Below are 19,340 nucleotides of genomic sequence, written 5' to 3' on the forward strand. Positions count from 1 at the left end.
TCTGCTGCCATCGTGTTGTCCGCCCGTACCCGTGTCACGACCCGGCACGCACGGCCGGACCCGATCGCGGGCGCGCGGCCCGCGCAGCGCCGCAGGTCGTCCGTGGCTGGTGGCTGGTGGCTGGTGGCTCGTGGCACGCCGCCGCCGTCGCGTGACCGCGCCGCGGGCACCGCGCCGCGGCGGCTCCGTGGACCGACCGGCCGTGGGGGCGGCTCAGCCGGCCGGCGCGGGTGCGGCGGCCAGCAGGAGCACGGCCACGTCGTCGTCGAGCGGCCCGCCGTGCCACTCGCGGGCCACCCGCTCCAGCAGCGGCGGGACGGCGTCGAGGTCGGCCGGGTCGCAGCCCGCGAGGGCCTCGGCCAGCCGCTGCGCCCCCAGCTCGGCCCCGCCCGGGTCCCGGGCCTCGACGAGGCCGTCGGTGAACAGGCACAGCAGCTCGCCGTCGCCGAGGTCGACCCGCCGCTGCGCCAGCTCCGGGTCCGGCACGAGACCGAGCGCCGTGCCCGGCTCCCCGACGGTCTCCACGCGGCCGTCGCGCCGGCGCACCAGGGGCTGCAGGTGGCCCGCGAGGACGACGTCGACCGCGGCGCCGAGCGGGCCCGGGCGCACGAGCAGGTGCGCGAGGGTGCAGAAGCGCTCGTCGTCGCCGACCGCGGTGAGGGCGGCGTTGACGCCGCGGAGGAGCTCCGGGGCCTGCGCGGCGCCGGTCGACAGCGCCCGCAGGGTGAAGCGCACGCGTGCGGTGACCGCAGCCGCCTCCGCACCCTTGCCCGCGACGTCGCCGAGGACCGCGCACCAGCGCCCGTCCGGCACCGGGAACACCTCGTAGAAGTCGCCGCCGATCTCGCGCCCGTGTCCGGCGGGGCGGTACAGGGCCGCGAGGCGGAGCCCCGGCACCTGCGGCAGGACCGCCGGCAGCAGCGCGGTCTGCAGCGCGGCGGCCACCCGGGTCCGCTCCTGCAGGAGCCGGTCGATGCGGGCCTCGGCGAGCAGCCGCTCCGTCACGTCGCGCAGCAGCAGCGCCTCGCCGGCGTCAGCGCCCGCGCGGTCCAGCAGCGGGTACCGGCGCACCTCCAGGACCCTCGGTCCGGCGGGGCCCTCGACGCGCACGAGCGCGGCCGGGTGCAGGGGCAGCAGGTCGGTGACGAGGGTCCCGACCGGGGACGCCCCGTCGCTCAGGAGGCGCGCGGCGGCGGGGTTGGCCTCCACGACGCGGCCGAGCGGGTCGACGACGAGCACGCCGTCGGACAGCGAGTCCAGCACGACGTCGCGCCCGACGCGCGCGAGGACGAGCAGGCGGCCCTGCCACAGGCCGACGACGAGGACGGCGCCGGTGAGGACGAAGAGGAACGGCGTGAGGTCGAGCCGCGCGAACGGCCCCACCTGCAGGTTGAACAGGACGTTCGCCGACCACGGCAGCAGCGCGGCGACGAGCAGCGCGACCGACAGCGGACGGTAGGCGCGGCTCGCGCGCAGCAGCGCCCGCACGAAGGTCGCCGTCGCCACGACCACCAGCAGGTAGCCGTAGGCGGCGTGGACCCAGAACAGCGGACCTGTCGCCACGACGGGGAACGCCTCACCGGCCTCGTCGGCCGGCAGGTACCGGAAGAGGTCGTGCGTGCCCGGGAGCGCGAGCACCAGCACGACGAGGAGCGGCTCGACGGCGAGCAGCGCGAGGCGCCGCCGCGTCACCCAGGCGCGCCGCCCGGTGAACATGAGGACGAACACGAGCCACGCGGGCGGGACGACGACGATGCCGACGTACTTGAGGTCCCCCCACAGGACCACGCGCTGCGGGTCGTCGACCGCGAGCTCGACCGCTCCGGCGAGCCCCCACCACGCCGCCGCGACGAGCAGGACCGCCAGCGGTCGGCCGGCGTGGGCGCCGCGCCGGCGCGCCACCCAGAGGGCCAGCCCCGCCAGCACCACACCGGCGACGACCAGCAGCCCCGCGACCCACCGCGCCGTCACGACCACATGGTGACGTGTCCCGTGCACGCCGCGTAGCCCATTCACCCCTGCGCGCCACGGGGACGCCCTGCGCGGGGCGCCGGTCCCGCCGCCCGGGCCGGGAATGCGCGGCGGGACGGGCGAGTTGGCCGCTTCCGTGCCCACCTCCTCCGTGCCCGCGCGCCTGGGCAACGTGTGGCACCTCAGCGAGCGCCTGCACGTGGACCTGCTCCGCGTGACGACGTGCGGCTGTCGGGACGCCTAGGACCGCCGGTCCTGCACGACCCGTCCCGCTCGACCAGCCCGCACAGGAGACACCCATGTCCGCACGCACCGCCGCGCCGTCCGGCGCCGCTCCGACCGCCCCGGCGCGCCGCCGGTCGCGCTTCCCCTTCGCCGCCCAGGTCCTCGCGGCGCTCGTCGTCGGCGTCCTGCTCGGCGTCGTCGCCCGCGAGCTCGGACCGGGCAGCCCGCCCGACAACTGGCTCGCCACCCTGCTCGCGACCGTCGGCTCCACGTTCGTCGCGCTGCTGCGCGCCATCGTGCCGCCGCTGGTCTTCCTCGCGATCGTCGCGAGCATCGCGAACCTCCGGCAGGTCGCCAACGCCGCGAGGCTCGCGGGCCAGACCCTGCTGTGGTTCGCGATCACCGCGCTGGTGTCCGTCGGCATCGGCATCGGCCTCGGCCTGCTCACGCAGCCCGGGCGCGCCACGAGCGTCGACGCGGCCGCGGCGGCCGAGCCGTCCAGCACCGGGTCGTGGCTGGACTTCCTCACCGGCCTCGTGCCCGCCAACGTCCTCGGCCTGCAGGCGTCGACCTCCCAGGCGGACGACGGCGCGCTGTCGACCGGGCTCAGCTTCAACGTGCTGCAGATCATCGTCGTCGCGATCGCCGTGGGCGTCGCGGTGCTGCGGACCGGTGCGGCCGCCGAGCCGTTCCTCGCCTTCTCCCGCTCGGCGCTCGCGGTCGTGCAGAAGGTGCTGTGGTGGGTCATCCGGCTCTCGCCGATCGGCACCGTCGGCCTGCTGGGCAACGCCGTCGCGCAGTACGGCTGGGACGCGATCGCCCCGCTCGGCACCTTCGTGGGCGCGGTGTACGCGGGGCTCGCCCTCGTGCTCCTCGTGCTGTACCCCGTGCTGCTGCGCGCCCACGGCCTGAGCCCGCTGCGGTACTTCGCCGGGGCGTGGCCCGCCATCCAGCTCGCCTTCGTGTCCCGCTCCAGCGTCGGCACCCTGCCGGTCACCGAGCGCGTGACGGTGCGCAACCTCGGCGTGCCGCGCTCGTACGCCTCCTTCGCGGTGCCGCTGGGCGCCACGACGAAGATGGACGGCTGCGCCGCGATCTACCCGGCGCTCGCCGCGATCTTCGTCGCGCAGTTCTTCGGCGTGGAGCTCGGCCTCACCGACTACCTGCTCATCGCCTTCGTGTCGGTGGTCGGCTCGGCGGCCACCGCGGGACTCACCGGGGCCGTCGTCATGCTGACGCTCACCCTGTCGACGCTCGGCCTTCCGCTGGAGGGCGTCGGGCTGCTGCTGGCGGTCGACCCGATCCTCGACATGGGCCGTACGGCGGTGAACGTCGCCGGCCAGGCGCTCGTCCCGACGATCGTCGCGAAGCGTGAGGGCCTGCTCGACGAGCGGCGCTACGCCGCCGCGAACGCGGCGGACCCCTTCGCCGACGACGCCGACACGGACGACGAGCCGGTCGCCGCGACCAGCCCGGACGGCCCGGACGGCCCGGACGGCCGGGTCGGCGCGGCCGGCACCGGCGGGCACGAGGGCGACCCGGCCGTCGACGTCCGGGAGGGCGAGCCGGCCCGCGTCTGAGACGCGTCGTCCGGGCCCGGCCGTCGGGCCCGGGCGGGCAGGTGGCCCCCGCGCCCCTGCCCGTCCGGGCCCCTCCGTGTCCCCAGCCGGGCTCGTGAGCCCCCCGTCACGCCCTGGCCGGCGTGCCGGCCCGGCTGAGGAAGTCGGTGAGCAGCCGCCGGGTCTCGGTCGGCTGCTCCACCACCGGCGCGTGCCCGCAGCGACCGAGCACGTGCAGGCGCGCGTCCGGCAGCGCCTCCAGCAGCGGCAGCGCCGTCTCGCGCACCGGGGTGACCCGGTCCTGCGCGCCGCTGACGAGCAGCACCGGGGCGCGGACGGCCGCGAGCGCGGCCGGGGTGAGCGCGAGGTCGTCGTTCCAGCGCTGCCGCGGCGGGGGGAACAGGCGGGCGAACTGCTCGGACCCCGCCTCCATCGCCCGGGCCCGGGCTGCAACCGCCTCGTCGGTGACCAGGGCGTCGTCGAGCACGAGCCGCCGCAGCATGTCGCGGGCGCCCTCCGGTCCCGGCGGCGCCGCCCACAGGGCGTCGAGGTCGGGCGACAGCGGCGCACCCGGCGCCCCCATGGCGGAGACCCCGACCACGTGCGTGACCCGGTCGGGGTGCGCGGCGGCGACGGCCAGCGCCACGGCGCCTCCCATCGAGTGCCCGACGACCGCGTACCGGTCGAGGCCGAGCGCGGCCATGAGCCCGGCGGCGGACTCCGTCCACGCCGCGAGGCCGCCCCGGCTCCCCGGGGCCAGCGGCGTCCCGCCGAAGCCGGCCTGGTCGGGCGCGACGAGCCGGAACCGGTCCGCGAGGGCCTCGACCGTCGTGCCCCACGACCCGGCCCCGGTCGTGCCGGGGCCGGAGCCGTGGAGCAGCAGCACCGCCGGCCCGTCGCCTGCGTCGAGGTGGCGGACCGGGAGGGAGCCGACGGACGTCGTGCGAACGTCCGTCACCGGGCCGGCGGCTGCGTGCTCACGCCGGGACGGGCGCGGCCGCGCGGTCGAAGACCTCCATGAGGACCCGGCCGAACTGCGGCATGTCCGGCCAGCCCCGGCACGAGACGAGGTTGCGGTCGACGACGTCGGGGGCGTCGACGACCGTCGCGCCGGCGTTCTCCATGTCGCCCGCGATGGGCGGGAAGCACGCGGTGCGGCGGCCCTTGAGCAGGCCGTACACGGCGGGGACCTGCGCGCCGTGGCAGATGAGCGCGATGGGCAGGTCGCGGGCGAAGAAGTGCTCGGTGATCCGGCGCACGTCCGCGTCGACGCGGATCCACTCCGGCGCCCGCCCGCCCGGGATGATGAGGGCGTCGTAGCGCTCGAGGTCGACCTCGCTCCACGGCACGTCGACGGGCAGCTTGCGCCCGTTCTTCTCGACGTAGGCGTCGCTGTTCGGGTCGAACTCGTGGATGACGAGCTGGACGTCGCGCAGGGTGCGCGAGGCCACGTCGACGTCCCAGCCGCCCTCCTGCACGCGGTAGTAGGGGTACATCGTGTCGAGCTCCTCGGCGGCGTCGCCGGTCAGGAGCAGCGCTCTGGGCACCTGCGTCTCCTCGCACTCGTCCTCGGGGCGGGATCCGATCCGATCTGATCGGATGCGAGGGCAAGAGTGGCCCGGCTCGCGCCGCGCGTCAAGGCCGTGTCCGCGACCGGCCCGGGGCCGGCCGGACGTCGGCCGGACCCTCAGGCCGCGCCGTCCGGGGCCGGGGTCCCCTCGGCCGCGTCGAACAGCCGGGCGAAGCGCTCGCCCGACAGCAGGATGTGGCGCCGCATGGCGTAGGCGGCCCCGTCGGGGTCGCGTCCGGCGACCGCGGCGAGCACCTGCTCGTGCTCGCCCATGGCGAGCGAGGTGGCCTGCGTGTCGTGGTGCAGCCGGAACAGGTGCACGTGCGTGTGCAGGCGCGCGAGCGCCTCCCGCACCAGCTGGTTGCCCGCCCCCAGGGCCACGAGGTCGTGGAAGGCCGCGTCGCGCCGGCCGAAGGCCCCGTAGGCCAGCGTCCCCTCGCCCTGGGCGAGCCGCGCCATGTCCACGAGCACCTCGCGCATGCCCCTGACCTGCTCCGACGTCGCGCGCTCCGCCGCCCGGCGGGCCGCGGGCGGCTCGAGCAGCAGACGGAGCTCGAGCATCTCCTCGAAGCGGGAGCGGGTGATCTGCGGCGGGATCCGGTAGCCGGCGTGGTGCACGCGCACGACGAGGCCCTCGGCCTCCATCCGGTTGAGGGCGTCCCGGATCGGCGTCTGCGAGACCCCGAGCTCGCGGGCGAGGGCGTCGATGGTGACGCGGGAGCCCGGCACGATCCGCAGCGACATCAGCTGCGCGAGCAGCGTGTCGTACACCTCGTCGGCGAGGCGCTTGCGCGGTCTCGGGTCGCCGCCGGCCGGGCCGCGCGCACGGGACGGGGTGGGCGCGGGCGCGAGGTCGGGCACGGCGGTGGGGACGAGCAGCCTGTCGATGTCCACCGCGGGGTCCTCCAATTCGGTCACGCCCCCGCCTATTGACAGGCGGTCAGGGGCTGCCCCATGCTCTGGCCGCTGGATCGTATAGGAAACGACCGGAGCGGTCACCGCCCACGACGGCGTGGGTGGCGGCTCCGGGTCGGAGCCTCACCTCCTACCCCTGGAGCTCACTGATGAGCATGCTCGGTGTCCTGCGCTCGCCGCGACAGGTGCTGCTCGGTGCCGGTCACCGGCACTCCCTCGGCACCGTCACCGCGGCGCTCGGCCGCCGTGCGCTGGTGTGCACCGACGCGCGCTTCGGCGCGACCGAGGAGTTCGCCGAGCTCGTCGCCTCGCTCGAGGCGGCCGGCGTGACGGTGACGGCGTTCACCGAGGTGCTCCCGGACGTGCCCGTCGAGCAGGTCGTCCGGTGCGCCGAGCTCGCGGCGGCCGCCCAGCCGGACGTCGTCGTCGGCATGGGCGGCGGCAGCTGCCTCGACCTCGCGAAGGCGGTCGCCGTCCTCCTCACCCACGGCGGTGAGCCCTCGGACTACTACGGCGAGCTGCGGGTCCCCGGGCCGGTGCTGCCGCTGGTCGCCCTGCCCACGACGGCCGGGACCGGCTCGGAGGTCACGCCTGTGGCGGTCCTCACCGACCCCGCCCGGACGAGCAAGGTCGGCATCTCCAGCCCGCACCTCGTCCCGCACACCGCGCTGTGCGACCCCGAGCTCACCCACGGCTGCCCGCCCGGGCTGACCGCGAGCGCGGGGGCCGACGCGCTGTCGCACGCCGTCGAGGCCTTCACCGCCGTCCGGCGCGACCCGGCGCCGACGCTGCCCGGCGAGCGGGTGTTCGTCGGCAAGAACGCCCTCGCCGACACGTGGGCGCTGCTGGGCGTCCGGCTCATCGGCGCGCACCTGCACCGGGCCTGGTCCGACCCGGGCGACGCCGCGGCCCGCGAGGCCATGATGCTCGGCGCGACCGCCGGGGGCTTCGCCCTCGGCACCGCGGGCACCGCGGCCGCGCACGCCATCCAGTACCCGGTGGGCGCGCTCACGCACACGCCGCACGGGGTCGGCGTGGGTGCGCTCCTGCCCTACGTCATGGAGTTCAACCGCCCCGTCCGCGTCCCGGAGCTCGCCGCGCTCGCGCTGGAGCTCGGGGCGGCCCCCGGGGCCTCCCCGGAGGACCTCGCCGACGAGGCCATCGAGCGCGTCGCCTCGCTGCTCGCCTCGGTCGGCATCCCCCGCACGCTCGCCGAGCTCGGGCTGCCCGCGGACCGGCTGCGCTGGACCGCCGAGCAGTCGACGAATGCGGCCCGCCTGGTGGAGAACAACCCGCGCCCGCTCGACGTCGACGCGCTCGAGCGCATCGTCCGGGCGGCGCACGCCGGGGACCGCGGGGCGCTCCGCGACGAGGTGGCCTCCCCCGACGTCGATCTCGCGGCGTCCGCAGCGGCTGCCGTCCCCGCGGGAGGTGCGCGGTGACCGTGCTCGACCACGCCCTCGCCCCCCTCGTCGACACCCTCGCGGTCCCGACCGACCTCCTCGTCGGTGGCTCGTGGCGGCCGGCCACCGGCGCCCGCCGGCTCGAGGTGGCCGACCCCGCCACCGGGACCGTCCTCGCGAGCGTCGCCGACGCCGACGTCGAGGACGCCCGGCACGCCCTCGACGCCGCCGCAGCCGCAGCCCCCGGCTGGGCCGCGACGTCCCCGCGCGAGCGCTCGGAGGTCCTCCTGCGTCTCTTCGAGGCCGTCCGGGAGCACAGCGAGGAGCTCGCGCTGCTCATCTGCCGCGAGAACGGCAAGGCGCTCGGTGACGCCCGCGGCGAGGTCGCCTACGCCGCGGAGTTCTTCCGCTGGTACGCCGAGGAGGCCGTCCGGCTGCGCGGCCACCTGGGCCACGCACCCAGCGGCGCGAACCGGATCCTCGTCGGGTACCAGCCCGTCGGGGTCAGCGTGCTCGTGACGCCGTGGAACTTCCCGGCCGCCATGGCCACCCGCAAGCTCGCGCCGGCGCTCGCCGCGGGCTGCACCGTCGTGCTCAAGCCCGCCGCCGAGACCCCGCTGACGGCGCTCGCCGTCGCGGCGCTCGCCGAGGAGGCCGGCGTGCCGCCCGGCGTCGTCAACGTGCTCACCACGTCGCAGCCGGGTCCGGTCGTCGGGGCCCTGCTCGCCGACCGGCGCACGCGGATGCTGTCGTTCACCGGCTCCACCGAGGTGGGGCGCGTGCTGCTGCGCGCCGCCGCGGACAACGTCCTCAAGTGCGGCATGGAGCTCGGCGGCAACGCCCCCTTCGTCGTGCTGGACGACGCCGACGTGACGGACGCCCTCGACGGGGCGATGGTCGCCAAGATGCGCAACGGCGGCCAGGCGTGCACCGCCGCGAACCGCTTCTACGTCCACACCGACGTCCACGACGAGTTCGTCGCCGGCCTCGCGACCCGCATGGGCGCGCTCCGGGTGGGGCCCGGGGCGGACCCCTCGACCGGCTGCGGGCCGCTCATCAACGCCGCCGCCGTCGCCAAGGTCGACGGGCTCGTGCAGGACGCGCTGCGTCGTGGCGCGCGGGCCCTGGTCGGCGGCAGCGCCCCCGACGGCCCCGGCTCCTTCTACCCCCCGACCGTCCTCGTGGACGTCCCCCACGACGCAGCCCTGCTGCGGGAGGAGGTCTTCGGCCCGGTCGCGCCCGTCGTCCGCTTCGACGACGTCGAGGACGTGCTCACTCACGTCAACGACACCGAGCACGGTCTCGTCGGCTACCTCTACACCGGCGACCTCGCCCGCGGCCTGCGCCTGGCGGAGCGGTTCGAGAGCGGCATGGTCGGGCTCAACCGCGGCCTCGTCTCCGACCCGGCGGCGCCCTTCGGCGGCACCAAGCAGTCCGGCCTCGGCCGCGAGGGCGGCACCGAGGGGCTCCTGGAGTTCCTCGAGACCCAGTACGTGGCGACGTCGTGGTGAGCGACGGCACGCCCCGGCACGCACCCACCCGCACGTCCCGCACCACCGGCTCCCGCACCACCGGCTCCACCTGCTCCCGCACCACCGGCTCCCGCACCACCGGCTCCCGCACGACAACCCCGACCGCACCATCCGAACCTGACCCAGGAGGCACCATGCCGACACCCACCCGACCCCGACGGGCCGCGCGCCGCCTGCGCGGCCTGCGCGCCTCGGCCACGGCCGCGCTGGTGGTGACGGCGCTGGCCGCGTGCGGGGCGGGCGGCGGGGACACCGCCGCCGCCCCCGCCGAGATCCCGGAGCTCACCGACGAGCCCGTCACCCTCAGCTTCATCTGGTTCGAGTGGCCGCCGGCGCAGCTGCTCGAGGACTTCGCCAACGAGAACTACGGCGCGGAGCGGCCCAACGTCACCATCGAGGTCAACACCGTGCCGAACGCCAACTGGCACGACGCGATGTTCACGCAGTTCGCCGCGCGCGAGACCGACTTCGACATCGCCATCCTCGACTCCCAGCACATCGGTGAGGCGGTGACCAACGGCAACATCGTCGACCTCACGGACTTCATCGAGAACAACATCGAGACCGACGCCTACGACCCCTACCTGCTCGCCGCGTACGGGCAGTACCCGCAGGCGGAGACCGGCCAGCGCGACGAGGACGCGAGCCTGTACGGCCTGCCGCTGCTCGGCGACACCTGGACGATGATCTACCGCAAGGACCTCATCGGCGACGAGCCGCCGCAGACCTGGGACGAGATGATCGAGGTCGCGGGCCAGTGCCAGGAGGACAACCCCGGCGTCAGCGGGCTCGCGTTCCACCAGTCCAACGGCTCCGACGCCGCGGCCGTCACGTACAACACCGTCAACTGGGTGTACGGCGGCGAGCTGTGGAACCCCGACGAGGGCCAGATCGAGGGCGTCATCAACGACGAGGCCGGCCAGAAGGCGATGGACGTCCTCGTCAACGAGATGAAGCCGCTCACCGCCCAGGGCTCCGGCAACTGGTTCATCGACGAGGTGAACGCCGCGGTCGCGCAGGGCCAGGCGTGCATCGCCTTCCAGTGGATCGCCGCCAGCGGCGGCCTGCTCGACCCCGCGCAGTCCACGCTCGGCGAGACGCGCGAGGAGATCGAGGAGGTGCTCGGCTTCGCGCCGCTGCCCAGCCAGGAGACCGACGTCGTCCCGCTCGGCGGCATGGGCATGCACCTGTCGGCCTACGCCCCCGAGGCCGACCAGGCCGAGGCGCTCAACTTCATGCGCTGGTTCGAGCAGGCCGACGTGCAGCGTGCGTGGGCGGCCGCGGGCGGCGTCCCCGCCCGGACCGACGCCCTGGAGTCGCCGGAGTTCCTCGAGGCGGCGCCGTTCAACCCGGTGTTCGCGGAGTCGGTGTCCCGGATGCGCGACATGTGGAACGTGCCGGAGTACGCGCAGCTCATCGACATCGAGAACACGAACGTCAACGCGGCCCTCAACGGCGCGAAGTCGCCCGAGCAGGCGATCGACGACATCGCGCGCCAGCAGCAGGAGGTCCTCGACAACAGCGGTGGGCTGGGCTGAGACCGGTGGCCACCACGACGGACGCCCCGGTGCGGGCGGCGGCAGCGTCGCCGTCGCCCGCCCCGGGGCGTCCCCCTCGCCTCACCGACCGCCGGCTCGCGGTCGCGTTCATCTCCCCGGCGATGCTGCTCCTGCTGACGATGTCGGTGTTCCCGCTGCTGTGGGCGCTGTACCTGTCGTTCACGGAGTACTCGGTCACCCGCGACGTCCCGCCCGCGTGGGTCGGATTCGCCAACTACGCCGACGTCGTCACGAGCTCGGAGGTGCACGGCCGCGCCCTCACGACCCTGCTGTACGTCGTGTGCGCGGTCGGGCTGCAGACGGTGCTCGGCTTCACGATCGCCTACCTGATCTCGCGGCGGAAGCGGGGCCAGGGGCTCCTCACGCTGCTGTTCCTCGTGCCGATGATGCTGTCGCCGGTCGTGGTCGGGCTGTTCTGGCGCTTCATGCTCGACACCCAGTTCGGCGTGGTCAACAGCCTGCTCGACTCCGCAGGGCTCGGTCGCGTCGAGTGGCTCACGCAGCAGCGCACCGCCCTGCTCTCGCTCATCGTCGTCGACACGTGGCAGTGGACGCCGTTCATCATGCTCATCGCGCTCGCAGGCCTCACTGCGGTGCCGAAGTACCTCTACGAGGCGGCGTCCATCGACCGGGCCTCGGAGTGGTTCCGCTTCCGCAGCATCACGCTGCCGCTGGTGTGGCCCCTGCTGCTCATCGCCGTCATGTTCCGCGCGATCGAGGCCTTCCGGCAGTTCGACCTCGTCTTCATCCTCACCAACGGCGGCCCGGGGGTGTCGACCGAGACGCTGTCCTTCCACGTCTACAAGGTCGCCTTCCTCGGCTTCGACACCGGCACCGCGTCGGCCTACGGGATCCTCATGGTCGTCGTGGTGATCATCCTCGCGCAGTTCTACCTGCGCTACCTCGACCGGATCAAGGAGCGCTGAGCGCCGTGGCCACCACCGTCGCCGAGGCCGTCCCCGCGGACGGCGCCGGCTCCCGCCCCCGCCGCTCCCGGCCCGCCCGGCCCGCCGGCGCGCGCGTGCGCGGCGCCGTGGAGATCGTCCTGCTGCTCGTGCTCGCCGTCGTCATGGTCTTCCCCGTCGTGTGGATGATCGAGACCTCCATCAAGGAGGGGCGCGACGTGTACGCGGTGCCCGCCCAGTTCTGGGGCTTCGACGTGACCCTCGAGCACTACCGCGACGTGTTCGTGCAGCGCGGCGGCACCGGCGCCTCCGACCTCGCCGTCGCCTTCCGCAACTCGATCCTCGTCGCGGGCGCCTCGACGCTGCTCGCCACCGCGCTGGGGGTCCCGGCCGCGTGGGCGTACTCGCGCTTCGACGTCAAGGGCAAGAAGGACCAGCTGTTCTTCATCCTGTCGACGCGCTTCATGCCGCCGATCGTCGTCGTCATCCCGATCTTCCTCATGTACCGCGAGCTCGGCCTCATCAACACCCAGCTCGGGCTCATCCTCATCTACGCGGCCTTCAACGTGCCCTTCACCATCTGGATGATGAAGGGCTTCGTCGACGAGGTGCCGGCGGAGTACGAGGACGCCGCCATGCTCGACGGGTACACCCGCCTGCAGGCGTTCTGGAAGTTCACCCTGCCGCTGCTCGTGCCCGGCATCGCCGCCACGGCGGTCTTCGCCCTCATCTTCTCGTGGAACGAGTTCGTGTTCGCCATCTTCCTCACCTCCAGCGGCGACGTCCGCACCGCGCCGCCCGCCATCGCGGGCCTCATCGGCGGCACGACCGTCGACTGGGGCCTCATCGCGGCCTCCGCCGTCGTCTTCGCCGCGCCCGTGCTGCTGTTCGCCTACCTCGTGCGCCGGCACCTCGTCGCCGGCGTCACGCTCGGGGCGGTGCGTCGCTGATGGCCGGCATCGAGATCACCGAGCTGCACAAGCGCTACCCCGACGGCACCGTCGCGGTCGAGCGCGTCGACCTCTCGATCGGCGACGGCGAGCTGTTCGTCATGCTCGGGCCGTCCGGCTGCGGCAAGACGACGACGCTGCGGGCGATCGCGGGGCTCGAGCGGCAGACCTCCGGCGACATCCGCATCGGCGACACGCTCGTCAACGACCTGCCGCCCGCCGAGCGCGACATCGCGATGGTCTTCCAGTTCTACGCGCTGTACCCGCACCTGCGGACCCGCGACAACCTCGCGTTCCCGCTGCGGGCGGAGGGGCTGCCGGAGAAGGAGGTCCGCGCCCGTGTCGAGGAGGGTGCCCGCATGCTCCGCCTCGAGGAGCTGCTCGACCGTCGCCCGTCCCGGCTGTCCGGCGGTGAGCAGCAGCGCGTGGCGCTCGCCCGCGCGCTCGTGCGGCGTCCCCGGGCGTTCCTCATGGACGAGCCGCTCACCAACCTCGACGCCGAGCTGCGCGCCGACATGCGCACCGAGATCAAGCACCTGCAGGCCCAGCTCGGCACGACGATGGTCCACGTCACCCACGACCAGGTCGAGGCGATGTCGCTCGGGCACCGCATCGCGATCCTCAACAAGGGCCGCGTCGAGCAGGTCGGCACCCCGCTGGAGGTGTACGACCGTCCGGCGAGCCTGTTCTGCGCGGCGTTCATCGGCTCCCCGCCCATGAACCTCCTCGAGGTGGAGGTCGCCGAGGGCGCCCTGCAGGCCCCCGGTGGTCTCTCGCTCGTGCCGCCGGCCGACACCCCCCGGGGCCGCCCGCTGGTGGCGGGCGTGCGGCCGGAGTCGCTCGAGGTCGTGCCGCCGGGCGCCGAGCGCTCGGTCGACGGCCGCGTGGTCTCCGCCGAGGCGCTCGGCGACGAGATCATCTACGTGGTGAGCAGCGGCGGGCGGGACCTGCGGGTCCGGATGCCGCCGACGGCCCGCTTCGCCCCCGACGCCCTGGTGGGCGTGCGCCACACCGGCAGCGCCCCGCCCGTGTACGACCCGACGACCGAGGAGCTGGTGGCCTGATGGGGACCGTGAGGGCCGAGGGCCTGCGCAAGGCGTTCGGCGACGTGCAGGCGATGGACGGGGTCGACCTCGACGTGCCCGACGGCTCGTTCTTCGTCGTGCTCGGACCGTCCGGGGCCGGCAAGACGACGACGCTGCGGGCGCTCGCGGGCCTCGAGCAGCTCGACGCCGGCGCGGTCCACCTCGACGGGCGCGACGCGACCGGCGACACCCCCGCGGCACGCGACCTCGCGATGGTGTTCCAGAGCTACGCGCTGTACCCGCGCAAGACCGCGTACGAGAACATCGCGTCGCCGCTGCGCGCGCGCAAGGCGTCGGCCGGCGACATCCAGTCGGCCGTCGAGCGCGTGTCGGGGCTGCTCCACATCGAGCGGCTCCTGCAGCGCCGGCCCGCCCAGATGTCCGGCGGCGAGCAGCAGCGGGTGGCGCTGGCCCGGGCGCTCGTCCGCACCCCGCGCGCGTTCCTCATGGACGAGCCGCTCACCAACCTCGACCTCAAGCTGCGGGTGGAGATGCGGACCGAGCTCACCCGCATCCACCGCAGCCTCGGCGCGACCTTCGTGTACGTGACGAACGACCAGGTCGAGGCCCTGTCGATGGCCGACCGGATCGCCGTCCTGCGCGAGGGCAAGGTGCAGCAGGTCGGCACGCCGACCGAGGTGTACGAGCGTCCGGCCAACCGCTGGGTCGCCGGGTTCGTCGGCAGCCCGCGGATCAGCCTGCTGCCGTGCCGCCCGGAGGGCGACCGCCTCGTCGGCTCCGACGGCTGGTCGCTGCCGCGCCCGCGCTGGGCGACCGCGGAGGAGGGCCGGCCGCTGCTGCTCGGCCTGCGCGCGGAGGACCTCTCGGTCGAGCGGCGCAGCGAGGCGAGCCTGCCGGGGCGGCTGTACGGCCTGGAGCCGCTCGGCGACCGGACCATCGTCGACGTCGAGGTCGGCGGCGAGGTGCTCAAGGTCAAGGCGCGCCCGACCGTCACCGGGACGCCGGGTGAGTCGGTGTCCGTCGCCGTCGACCTCGACCGTGCCCACCTGTTCGACGCCGGCACCGGGGAGGCGCTCGCGACGACCCGGTGACGGGCGGCCTCAGCGGGGCGACCTCAGCGGGGCTCGGCCTCAGCGGGGCTCGGCCTCAGCGGGGCGACCTCAGCGGGCGACCTCAGCGGGGCTCGGCGGCGCGGCGGAGCCGGTCCATGACGGCGCGGCCGACGCCGTCCTCCGGCACGGCCTCGACGACGACCGCGTCGACCCCGACGTCCTCGGCCTCCCGCAGCAGGGCGTAGAGCCGGCGGCCGAGGTCCTCGGCGCCGTCGACGGAGGCGAGGTGCTCGACCCCGTGCGGGGCCTCCGGCGGTCCGACGAGGGCGACCCGGCGGCCCTGGGCGACCAGCGCCGCGGCCGTGGCCGCCCCCTCGCGGGGGTCGGCCACGACGACCTCGCAGCGCGGCGCGTAGTGCCGGTGCCGGGTGCCCGGCGACGCCCCCAGCTGCGGCCCGGCGCCGGCGACGGCCCCCAGCTCCTCGGCGCCCACGCTGCCCTGGCGCAGCACGACCGGGACCTCGCCCCGGGCGTCGACCACCGTCGACTCGAGCCCCACGGTGCACGGCCCGCCGTCGAGCACCGGCACCGTGTCCCCGAGGTCGGCCCGCACGTGCGCGGCGGTCGTCGGCGAGGGGCGGCCCGACCGGTTCGCGCTCGGCGCCGCCAGGGGCAGCCCGGAGCGCCGCAGCAGCTCCAGCGCGAGCGGGTGCGCGGGGACCCGCACGGCGACGGTGCCGAGCCCGCCGCGGGTCACGGCGGGGACGACGACCCGGGCGTCCAGCACGACGGTGAGCGGCCCGGGCCAGTACCGCCCGCCCAGCCGGCGGGCGAGCGGCGTGGGGACGGCCACGCGGTCGACCTCGTCGAGGGACGCGACGTGGACGATGAGGGGGTTGTCCGCCGGCCGCCCCTTGACCTCGAACACGCGGCGGACGGCCCGCTCGTCGAGGGCGTGCGCGCCCAGGCCGTACACCGTCTCGGTGGGGAAGGCGACGAGACCACCGGCCCGTAGCACGCCGGCTGCCGCGTCCACGTCGAGGTCCACGCGCCCGACGCTATCGGGGGCGCTCGTACGCCCTCCGCCCCGCCGGACGCTACGGGACGGGGCTGGGGTCGGCGTCCCGCTCCCCCGCCGTCCGGCGGGCGGTGCGGGTGCTGTCGCCGTCGTGGTCGCGGACGAGCGACGCCCCCTCCACGTCGACGTCCGGCAGCAGCCGCCCCAGCGGCCGCGGCAGCCACCACGCGCTCCGACCCAGCAGGTGCATGACCGCGGGCACGATGAGCAGCCGGACGAGGAAGGCGTCGGCCAGCACGCCGAAGGCGAGCGCGAAGCCGAACGACCGGATGATGACCGCCTCGGAGCTGATGAAGCCCGCGAACACGGCGATCATGATGATCGCCGCGGCCACGACCACCCGACGACCGGCCCTCACGCCCGCGGTGACCGCGGACCGGGCTTCGAGCCCGTGCGTGTACGCCTCGCGCATGCCGGACACCAGGAAGAGCTGGTAGTCCATCGCGAGCCCGAACATGATGCCGACCAGGATCGTGGGCAGGAAGCTGAGCACCGGTCCGGGAGTGGTGACGCCGAAGACCGACGACAGCCAGCCCCACTGGAACACCGCGGTGATCGCACCCAGGGTCGCGAAGAAGGACAGCACGAAGCCGGCGGTCGCGGTGAGCGGCACCATCAGCGACCGGAAGACGACGACAAGGATGAGCAGCGACAGCCCGACCACGACGGCGAGGTAGCCCGGCAGCGCGTCGGCGAGCTGCTGCGAGACGTCGATGTTGCCGCTCGCGCTCCCGGCGACCCCGAAGCCCTCGGCCCGCAGGTCCCGGACGAGCTGCTCGGTGGACTCGCTGGTGGGTCCCTCGACGGGGACGACCTGGAAGGCCGCGACGGTGCCGTCGTCCGACACGCCGATCGGCGCGAGGGCGGCGACGTCCTCCTCCGCCGCCAGCTGCTCGGCCAGACGTACCTGCTCGGCGAGCCGCTCCTCCTCCGGCACGGCCGGCTCGAGGTCCTCGACGACGAGCAGGGGGCCGTTCACCCCGGCACCGAAGGACTGCTCGGTGAGGACGTAGGCCTGGTACTGGGTCGAGTCGACGGCCTCCGACGACCCGTCCGGCAGGCCGAGCCGCAGCGAGGCGGCGGGCACCGCCAGCAGCCCGAGCAGCCCCACGCCGAGCACGAGGGTGAGGACCGCGCGCCACGTCGGCATCGGGCGCGGTTGCGTTCCGTGCCGCCCCCGGGCCCCGGCGTCGCCGCCCCCGGCGGCTGCGGTCGTGGTGGCCGGGGCGGCGTGGCGCCCGTGCGGTCGTCGCTCGCCGCGCCGCAGCGCGCGCGTCCCGAGGAGCGCGAGCACCGCCGGCGTGAAGGTGACGGCCATGGCCATGGCCACGAGGACGCACAGGGCACCGACCGTGCCCATGAGGCCGAGGAAGCCGATGCCGGTGACGTTGAGCGCGGCGAGCGCGATGACGACGGTGAGCCCGGCGAAGACGACCGCGTTGCCCGCCGTGCCGGTGGCCAGGGCGATGGACCCGGCGACGGGCATGCCGTCGAGGAGCTGGCGGCGGTGCCGGTTGAGGAGGAACAGGGAGTAGTCGATACCGACCGCGAGGCCGAGCATGACGCCGAGGACCGGCGTGACCGAGAGCATGTCGACCACCCCCGACAGCGACAGCGCGGCGGTCACGCCGACGGCGACGCCGACCACCGCCGAGACGATCGGGACGGCGGCCGCGAGCGCGGTCCCCAGGACGACGAGCAGCGTGATGCCGGCGATCACGAGCCCGACCGCCTCGCCGGGACCGAAGATCGCGGGGACCTCCTGGACGAGCTCCTGGCTCAGCTCGACCTGCAGCCCCGGCACGTCCGCGTCCTGCAGCACCGCGGCGACGGCCTCCTTGGTCTCCGCGGGCACCTCGAGCAGCGGCTCGGGGAACTGGACGACGCCCAGGGCGGTGCCGCCGTCCTCGGACACCTGGCGGACCCCCTCGGACACCGCGAGCAGGCGGGCGCCCAGGTCGGCCTGGCGGGCCTGGGCCTCCAGCTCCGCCCGACCGGCGTCGAGCTGGGCCTGCTGCTCGTCCAGGGCGGCCAGCCGGCCGGCCACCTCCGGGTCCTGCTGGGCCTCCGGCGGCAGGGCCGCCAGCTGCTCGCGGGCGGTGTCGAGCTGCTGCTGCCCGGCGTCCAGCTCCGCCCGCGCCCCCGCCAGCTGCTCCTCACCGGCCGCCAGCTCGTCGACCTGCTGCTGCCGCTGCGCGGTCGTCGCGAAGGGGTCGACGGTGCCGCTGACGCCGTCGAGCCCGCCGACCTCGTCCAGGAGGGCGGAGACCTCCGCCCGCTGCTCCTCGGTGAGCGCCTCGCCGTCCTCGGCGTGGAAGACGACCGTGCCGCTGCCGCCGCTGGCGTCGGGGAACTCCTCCGCGAGCTGGTCGACGACCTGGGCGGTGGGGGTCCCGGGCAGGGTCACCTGGCTGGAGAGGGTCCCGCCGAAGGCGAGGAAGGCCGACACGCCGAGCGCGAGGAGAACGGCCCAGACGGCGAGCACGGTGCGGGGACGGCGGACGGCGAGGGCGCCGAGCGCGAACAGCCTGCGGGCCACGGTCAGCGCCCTTTCTGGGAGGGGGAGGAGGCGGCGGTCGTCCGGGGGCGGTCGGTGCCGAAGCCGTGCCGGACGAAGCCGAGGTGGGTGGTCATGAGCTCGTGGAACCGCGCGCGGCTCGCCGGGTCGAGGACCCCGCCGGTCTCCCGCAGCCAGGTCGACGCGACGACGTCCGCCCCGCCCATGACGGAGGTGGTGAGGAGGTCGAGGTCGACGACCGGCGTGGCCGGGTAGCGCTCACGCAGCCGCTGGACCGCCGCCGTACCGAACTCCCGCATCGCCTGCCGCCGGATGCGCTCGGCCACCTCCTCGCGCCCCGGGGCCGCGAAGACGCGACCGAGCCGGCTGATGACGTCGGCGACGTCGGGGGCCGTGAGGAGCGCCTCGAGGTCGTCGAGGGGGTGCACGTGCGCCCCGGCCGCGACGCCGAGGTCGCGTCCGGCGGCGAGCACGACGGCCTCGAGCTCGGCCTCGGCGCACGCCACCACGACGTCCTCGAGGTGGGCGAAGTGGTTGAAGACGGTCCTGCGTGACAGACCCGCGCGGACGGCGAGGTCGTCGGTGGTGAAGCCGGCCGGCCCCCGCTCGGCGATCATCTCGCGGGCGGCCGCGAGGAGCGCCGCCCGGTGCCGCGCCTTGCGCACCGGTGGCGCCGACGGCCCCGTCGGCGCCGTTCCGGCCGGCGCTCCGGCCGGCTGGGGCGCCACGGGCGGTACGGGGGTCGGGCGCACAGGCACGACACCATGATTGCACTCAGTGCAGTTCTGCCGACGCATCGCCCCCGGGGCCGGACCGACCCGGGCGCGCGCACGGCTCCCAGCCACCCCCGGCAGGTGTGAGGCGTGGCACGAGCGAAGTCGACCGCACACGACGAGCGAGCGAAGCAGCCGGCCCGCGCGACGAGGGCCCGGGCACGACGAAGGCCCGGACCATCCGGTCCGGGCCTTCGCCTCACTGAGTAGCGGGGGCAGGATTTGAACCTGCGACCTCTGGGTTATGAGCCCAGCGAGCTACCGAGCTGCTCCACCCCGCGGTG

General features: G+C 75.1%; 15 protein-coding genes and 1 tRNA gene. 8 read left to right on the top strand and 8 right to left on the bottom strand.

Annotation, left to right across the window (positions count from 1 at the left end; genetic code table 11):
- Positions 1–213 precede the first annotated feature (213 nt).
- Positions 214–1,971: a histidine kinase N-terminal 7TM domain-containing protein gene (locus WAA21_RS15750; RefSeq protein WP_336923785.1), complete on the bottom strand. Its 1,758-nt coding sequence runs from the start codon at positions 1,969–1,971 to the stop codon at positions 214–216.
- A gap of 299 nt (positions 1,972–2,270) precedes the next feature.
- On the opposite strand from WAA21_RS15750, the gene WAA21_RS15755 reads away from it, so the two are divergent.
- On the top strand, positions 2,271–3,776 hold the full coding sequence (locus tag WAA21_RS15755; protein WP_336923786.1) for a dicarboxylate/amino acid:cation symporter: 1,506 nt from the start codon (positions 2,271–2,273) through the stop codon (positions 3,774–3,776).
- A gap of 106 nt (positions 3,777–3,882) precedes the next feature.
- Here WAA21_RS15755 and WAA21_RS15760 read toward each other — a convergent pair whose 3' ends face one another.
- The 3 genes from WAA21_RS15760 to WAA21_RS15770 all read right to left on the bottom strand — a co-directional run bounded on the left by WAA21_RS15760 (position 3,883) and on the right by WAA21_RS15770 (position 6,243).
- Positions 3,883–4,641, bottom strand: a complete 759-nt coding sequence (locus tag WAA21_RS15760) for an alpha/beta fold hydrolase (protein WP_336923787.1) — start codon at positions 4,639–4,641, stop codon at positions 3,883–3,885.
- Between the two features lie 91 nt (positions 4,642–4,732).
- The gene (locus WAA21_RS15765) at positions 4,733–5,302 is read right to left on the bottom strand and encodes a DJ-1/PfpI family protein (RefSeq protein WP_336923788.1); all 570 of its coding nucleotides are present in this window, start codon (positions 5,300–5,302) and stop codon (positions 4,733–4,735) included.
- Positions 5,303–5,442: 140 nt separating this feature from the next.
- The gene (locus tag WAA21_RS15770) at positions 5,443–6,243 is read right to left on the bottom strand and encodes a GntR family transcriptional regulator (protein WP_336923789.1); all 801 of its coding nucleotides are present in this window, start codon (positions 6,241–6,243) and stop codon (positions 5,443–5,445) included.
- 146 nt (positions 6,244–6,389) lie between these two features.
- Between WAA21_RS15770 and WAA21_RS15775 the strand changes: the two genes are divergently transcribed.
- The 7 genes from WAA21_RS15775 to WAA21_RS15805 all read left to right on the top strand — a co-directional run bounded on the left by WAA21_RS15775 (position 6,390) and on the right by WAA21_RS15805 (position 14,726).
- Positions 6,390–7,682 carry an iron-containing alcohol dehydrogenase gene (locus WAA21_RS15775; protein WP_336923790.1) on the top strand — a complete coding sequence of 431 codons (1,293 nt, stop codon included), beginning with the start codon at positions 6,390–6,392 and terminating at the stop codon, positions 7,680–7,682.
- On the top strand, positions 7,679–9,154 hold the full coding sequence (locus WAA21_RS15780; protein ID WP_336923791.1) for an NAD-dependent succinate-semialdehyde dehydrogenase: 1,476 nt from the start codon (positions 7,679–7,681) through the stop codon (positions 9,152–9,154). The genes WAA21_RS15775 and WAA21_RS15780 overlap by 4 nt, the downstream gene beginning before the upstream one ends.
- Positions 9,155–9,309: 155 nt before the next feature.
- Positions 9,310–10,713 (top strand): extracellular solute-binding protein, encoded by a 1,404-nt coding sequence (locus WAA21_RS15785; protein WP_336923792.1) that lies wholly within the window; start codon positions 9,310–9,312, stop codon positions 10,711–10,713.
- Positions 10,714–10,718: 5 nt separating this feature from the next.
- Positions 10,719–11,660, top strand: coding sequence for a carbohydrate ABC transporter permease (locus WAA21_RS15790; protein WP_336923793.1), 942 nt, complete (start codon positions 10,719–10,721; stop codon positions 11,658–11,660).
- 5 nt (positions 11,661–11,665) lie between these two features.
- Positions 11,666–12,589 (top strand): carbohydrate ABC transporter permease, encoded by a 924-nt coding sequence (locus tag WAA21_RS15795; protein ID WP_336923794.1) that lies wholly within the window; start codon positions 11,666–11,668, stop codon positions 12,587–12,589.
- Entirely contained in the window at positions 12,589–13,653 is a 1,065-nt protein-coding gene (locus WAA21_RS15800; protein ID WP_336923795.1) for an ABC transporter ATP-binding protein, read from the top strand. The genes WAA21_RS15795 and WAA21_RS15800 overlap by 1 nt, the downstream gene beginning before the upstream one ends.
- Positions 13,653–14,726, top strand: a complete 1,074-nt coding sequence (locus tag WAA21_RS15805; RefSeq protein ID WP_336923796.1) for an ABC transporter ATP-binding protein — start codon at positions 13,653–13,655, stop codon at positions 14,724–14,726. Before WAA21_RS15800 ends, WAA21_RS15805 begins: the two co-directional genes overlap by 1 nt.
- A gap of 82 nt (positions 14,727–14,808) precedes the next feature.
- Here the strand turns inward: WAA21_RS15805 and WAA21_RS15810 are convergent, their stop codons facing one another.
- The 4 genes from WAA21_RS15810 to WAA21_RS15825 form a co-directional block, all read right to left on the bottom strand.
- Positions 14,809–15,735: an L-threonylcarbamoyladenylate synthase gene (locus WAA21_RS15810; RefSeq protein ID WP_336923797.1), complete on the bottom strand. Its 927-nt coding sequence runs from the start codon at positions 15,733–15,735 to the stop codon at positions 14,809–14,811.
- Positions 15,736–15,784: 49 nt separating this feature from the next.
- Positions 15,785–18,304 (bottom strand): MMPL family transporter, encoded by a 2,520-nt coding sequence (locus WAA21_RS15815; RefSeq protein WP_336923798.1) that lies wholly within the window; start codon positions 18,302–18,304, stop codon positions 15,785–15,787.
- 2 nt (positions 18,305–18,306) lie between these two features.
- Positions 18,307–18,948 carry a TetR/AcrR family transcriptional regulator gene (locus WAA21_RS15820; RefSeq protein ID WP_336923799.1) on the bottom strand — a complete coding sequence of 214 codons (642 nt, stop codon included), beginning with the start codon at positions 18,946–18,948 and terminating at the stop codon, positions 18,307–18,309.
- A gap of 315 nt (positions 18,949–19,263) precedes the next feature.
- Positions 19,264–19,337 (bottom strand) — tRNA-Met (locus WAA21_RS15825).
- Positions 19,338–19,340: the final 3 nt, after the last annotated feature.

It is taken from the genome of Aquipuribacter sp. SD81 (assembly GCF_037153975.1).
Taxonomy (GTDB): domain Bacteria; phylum Actinomycetota; class Actinomycetes; order Actinomycetales; family JBBAYJ01; genus Aquipuribacter.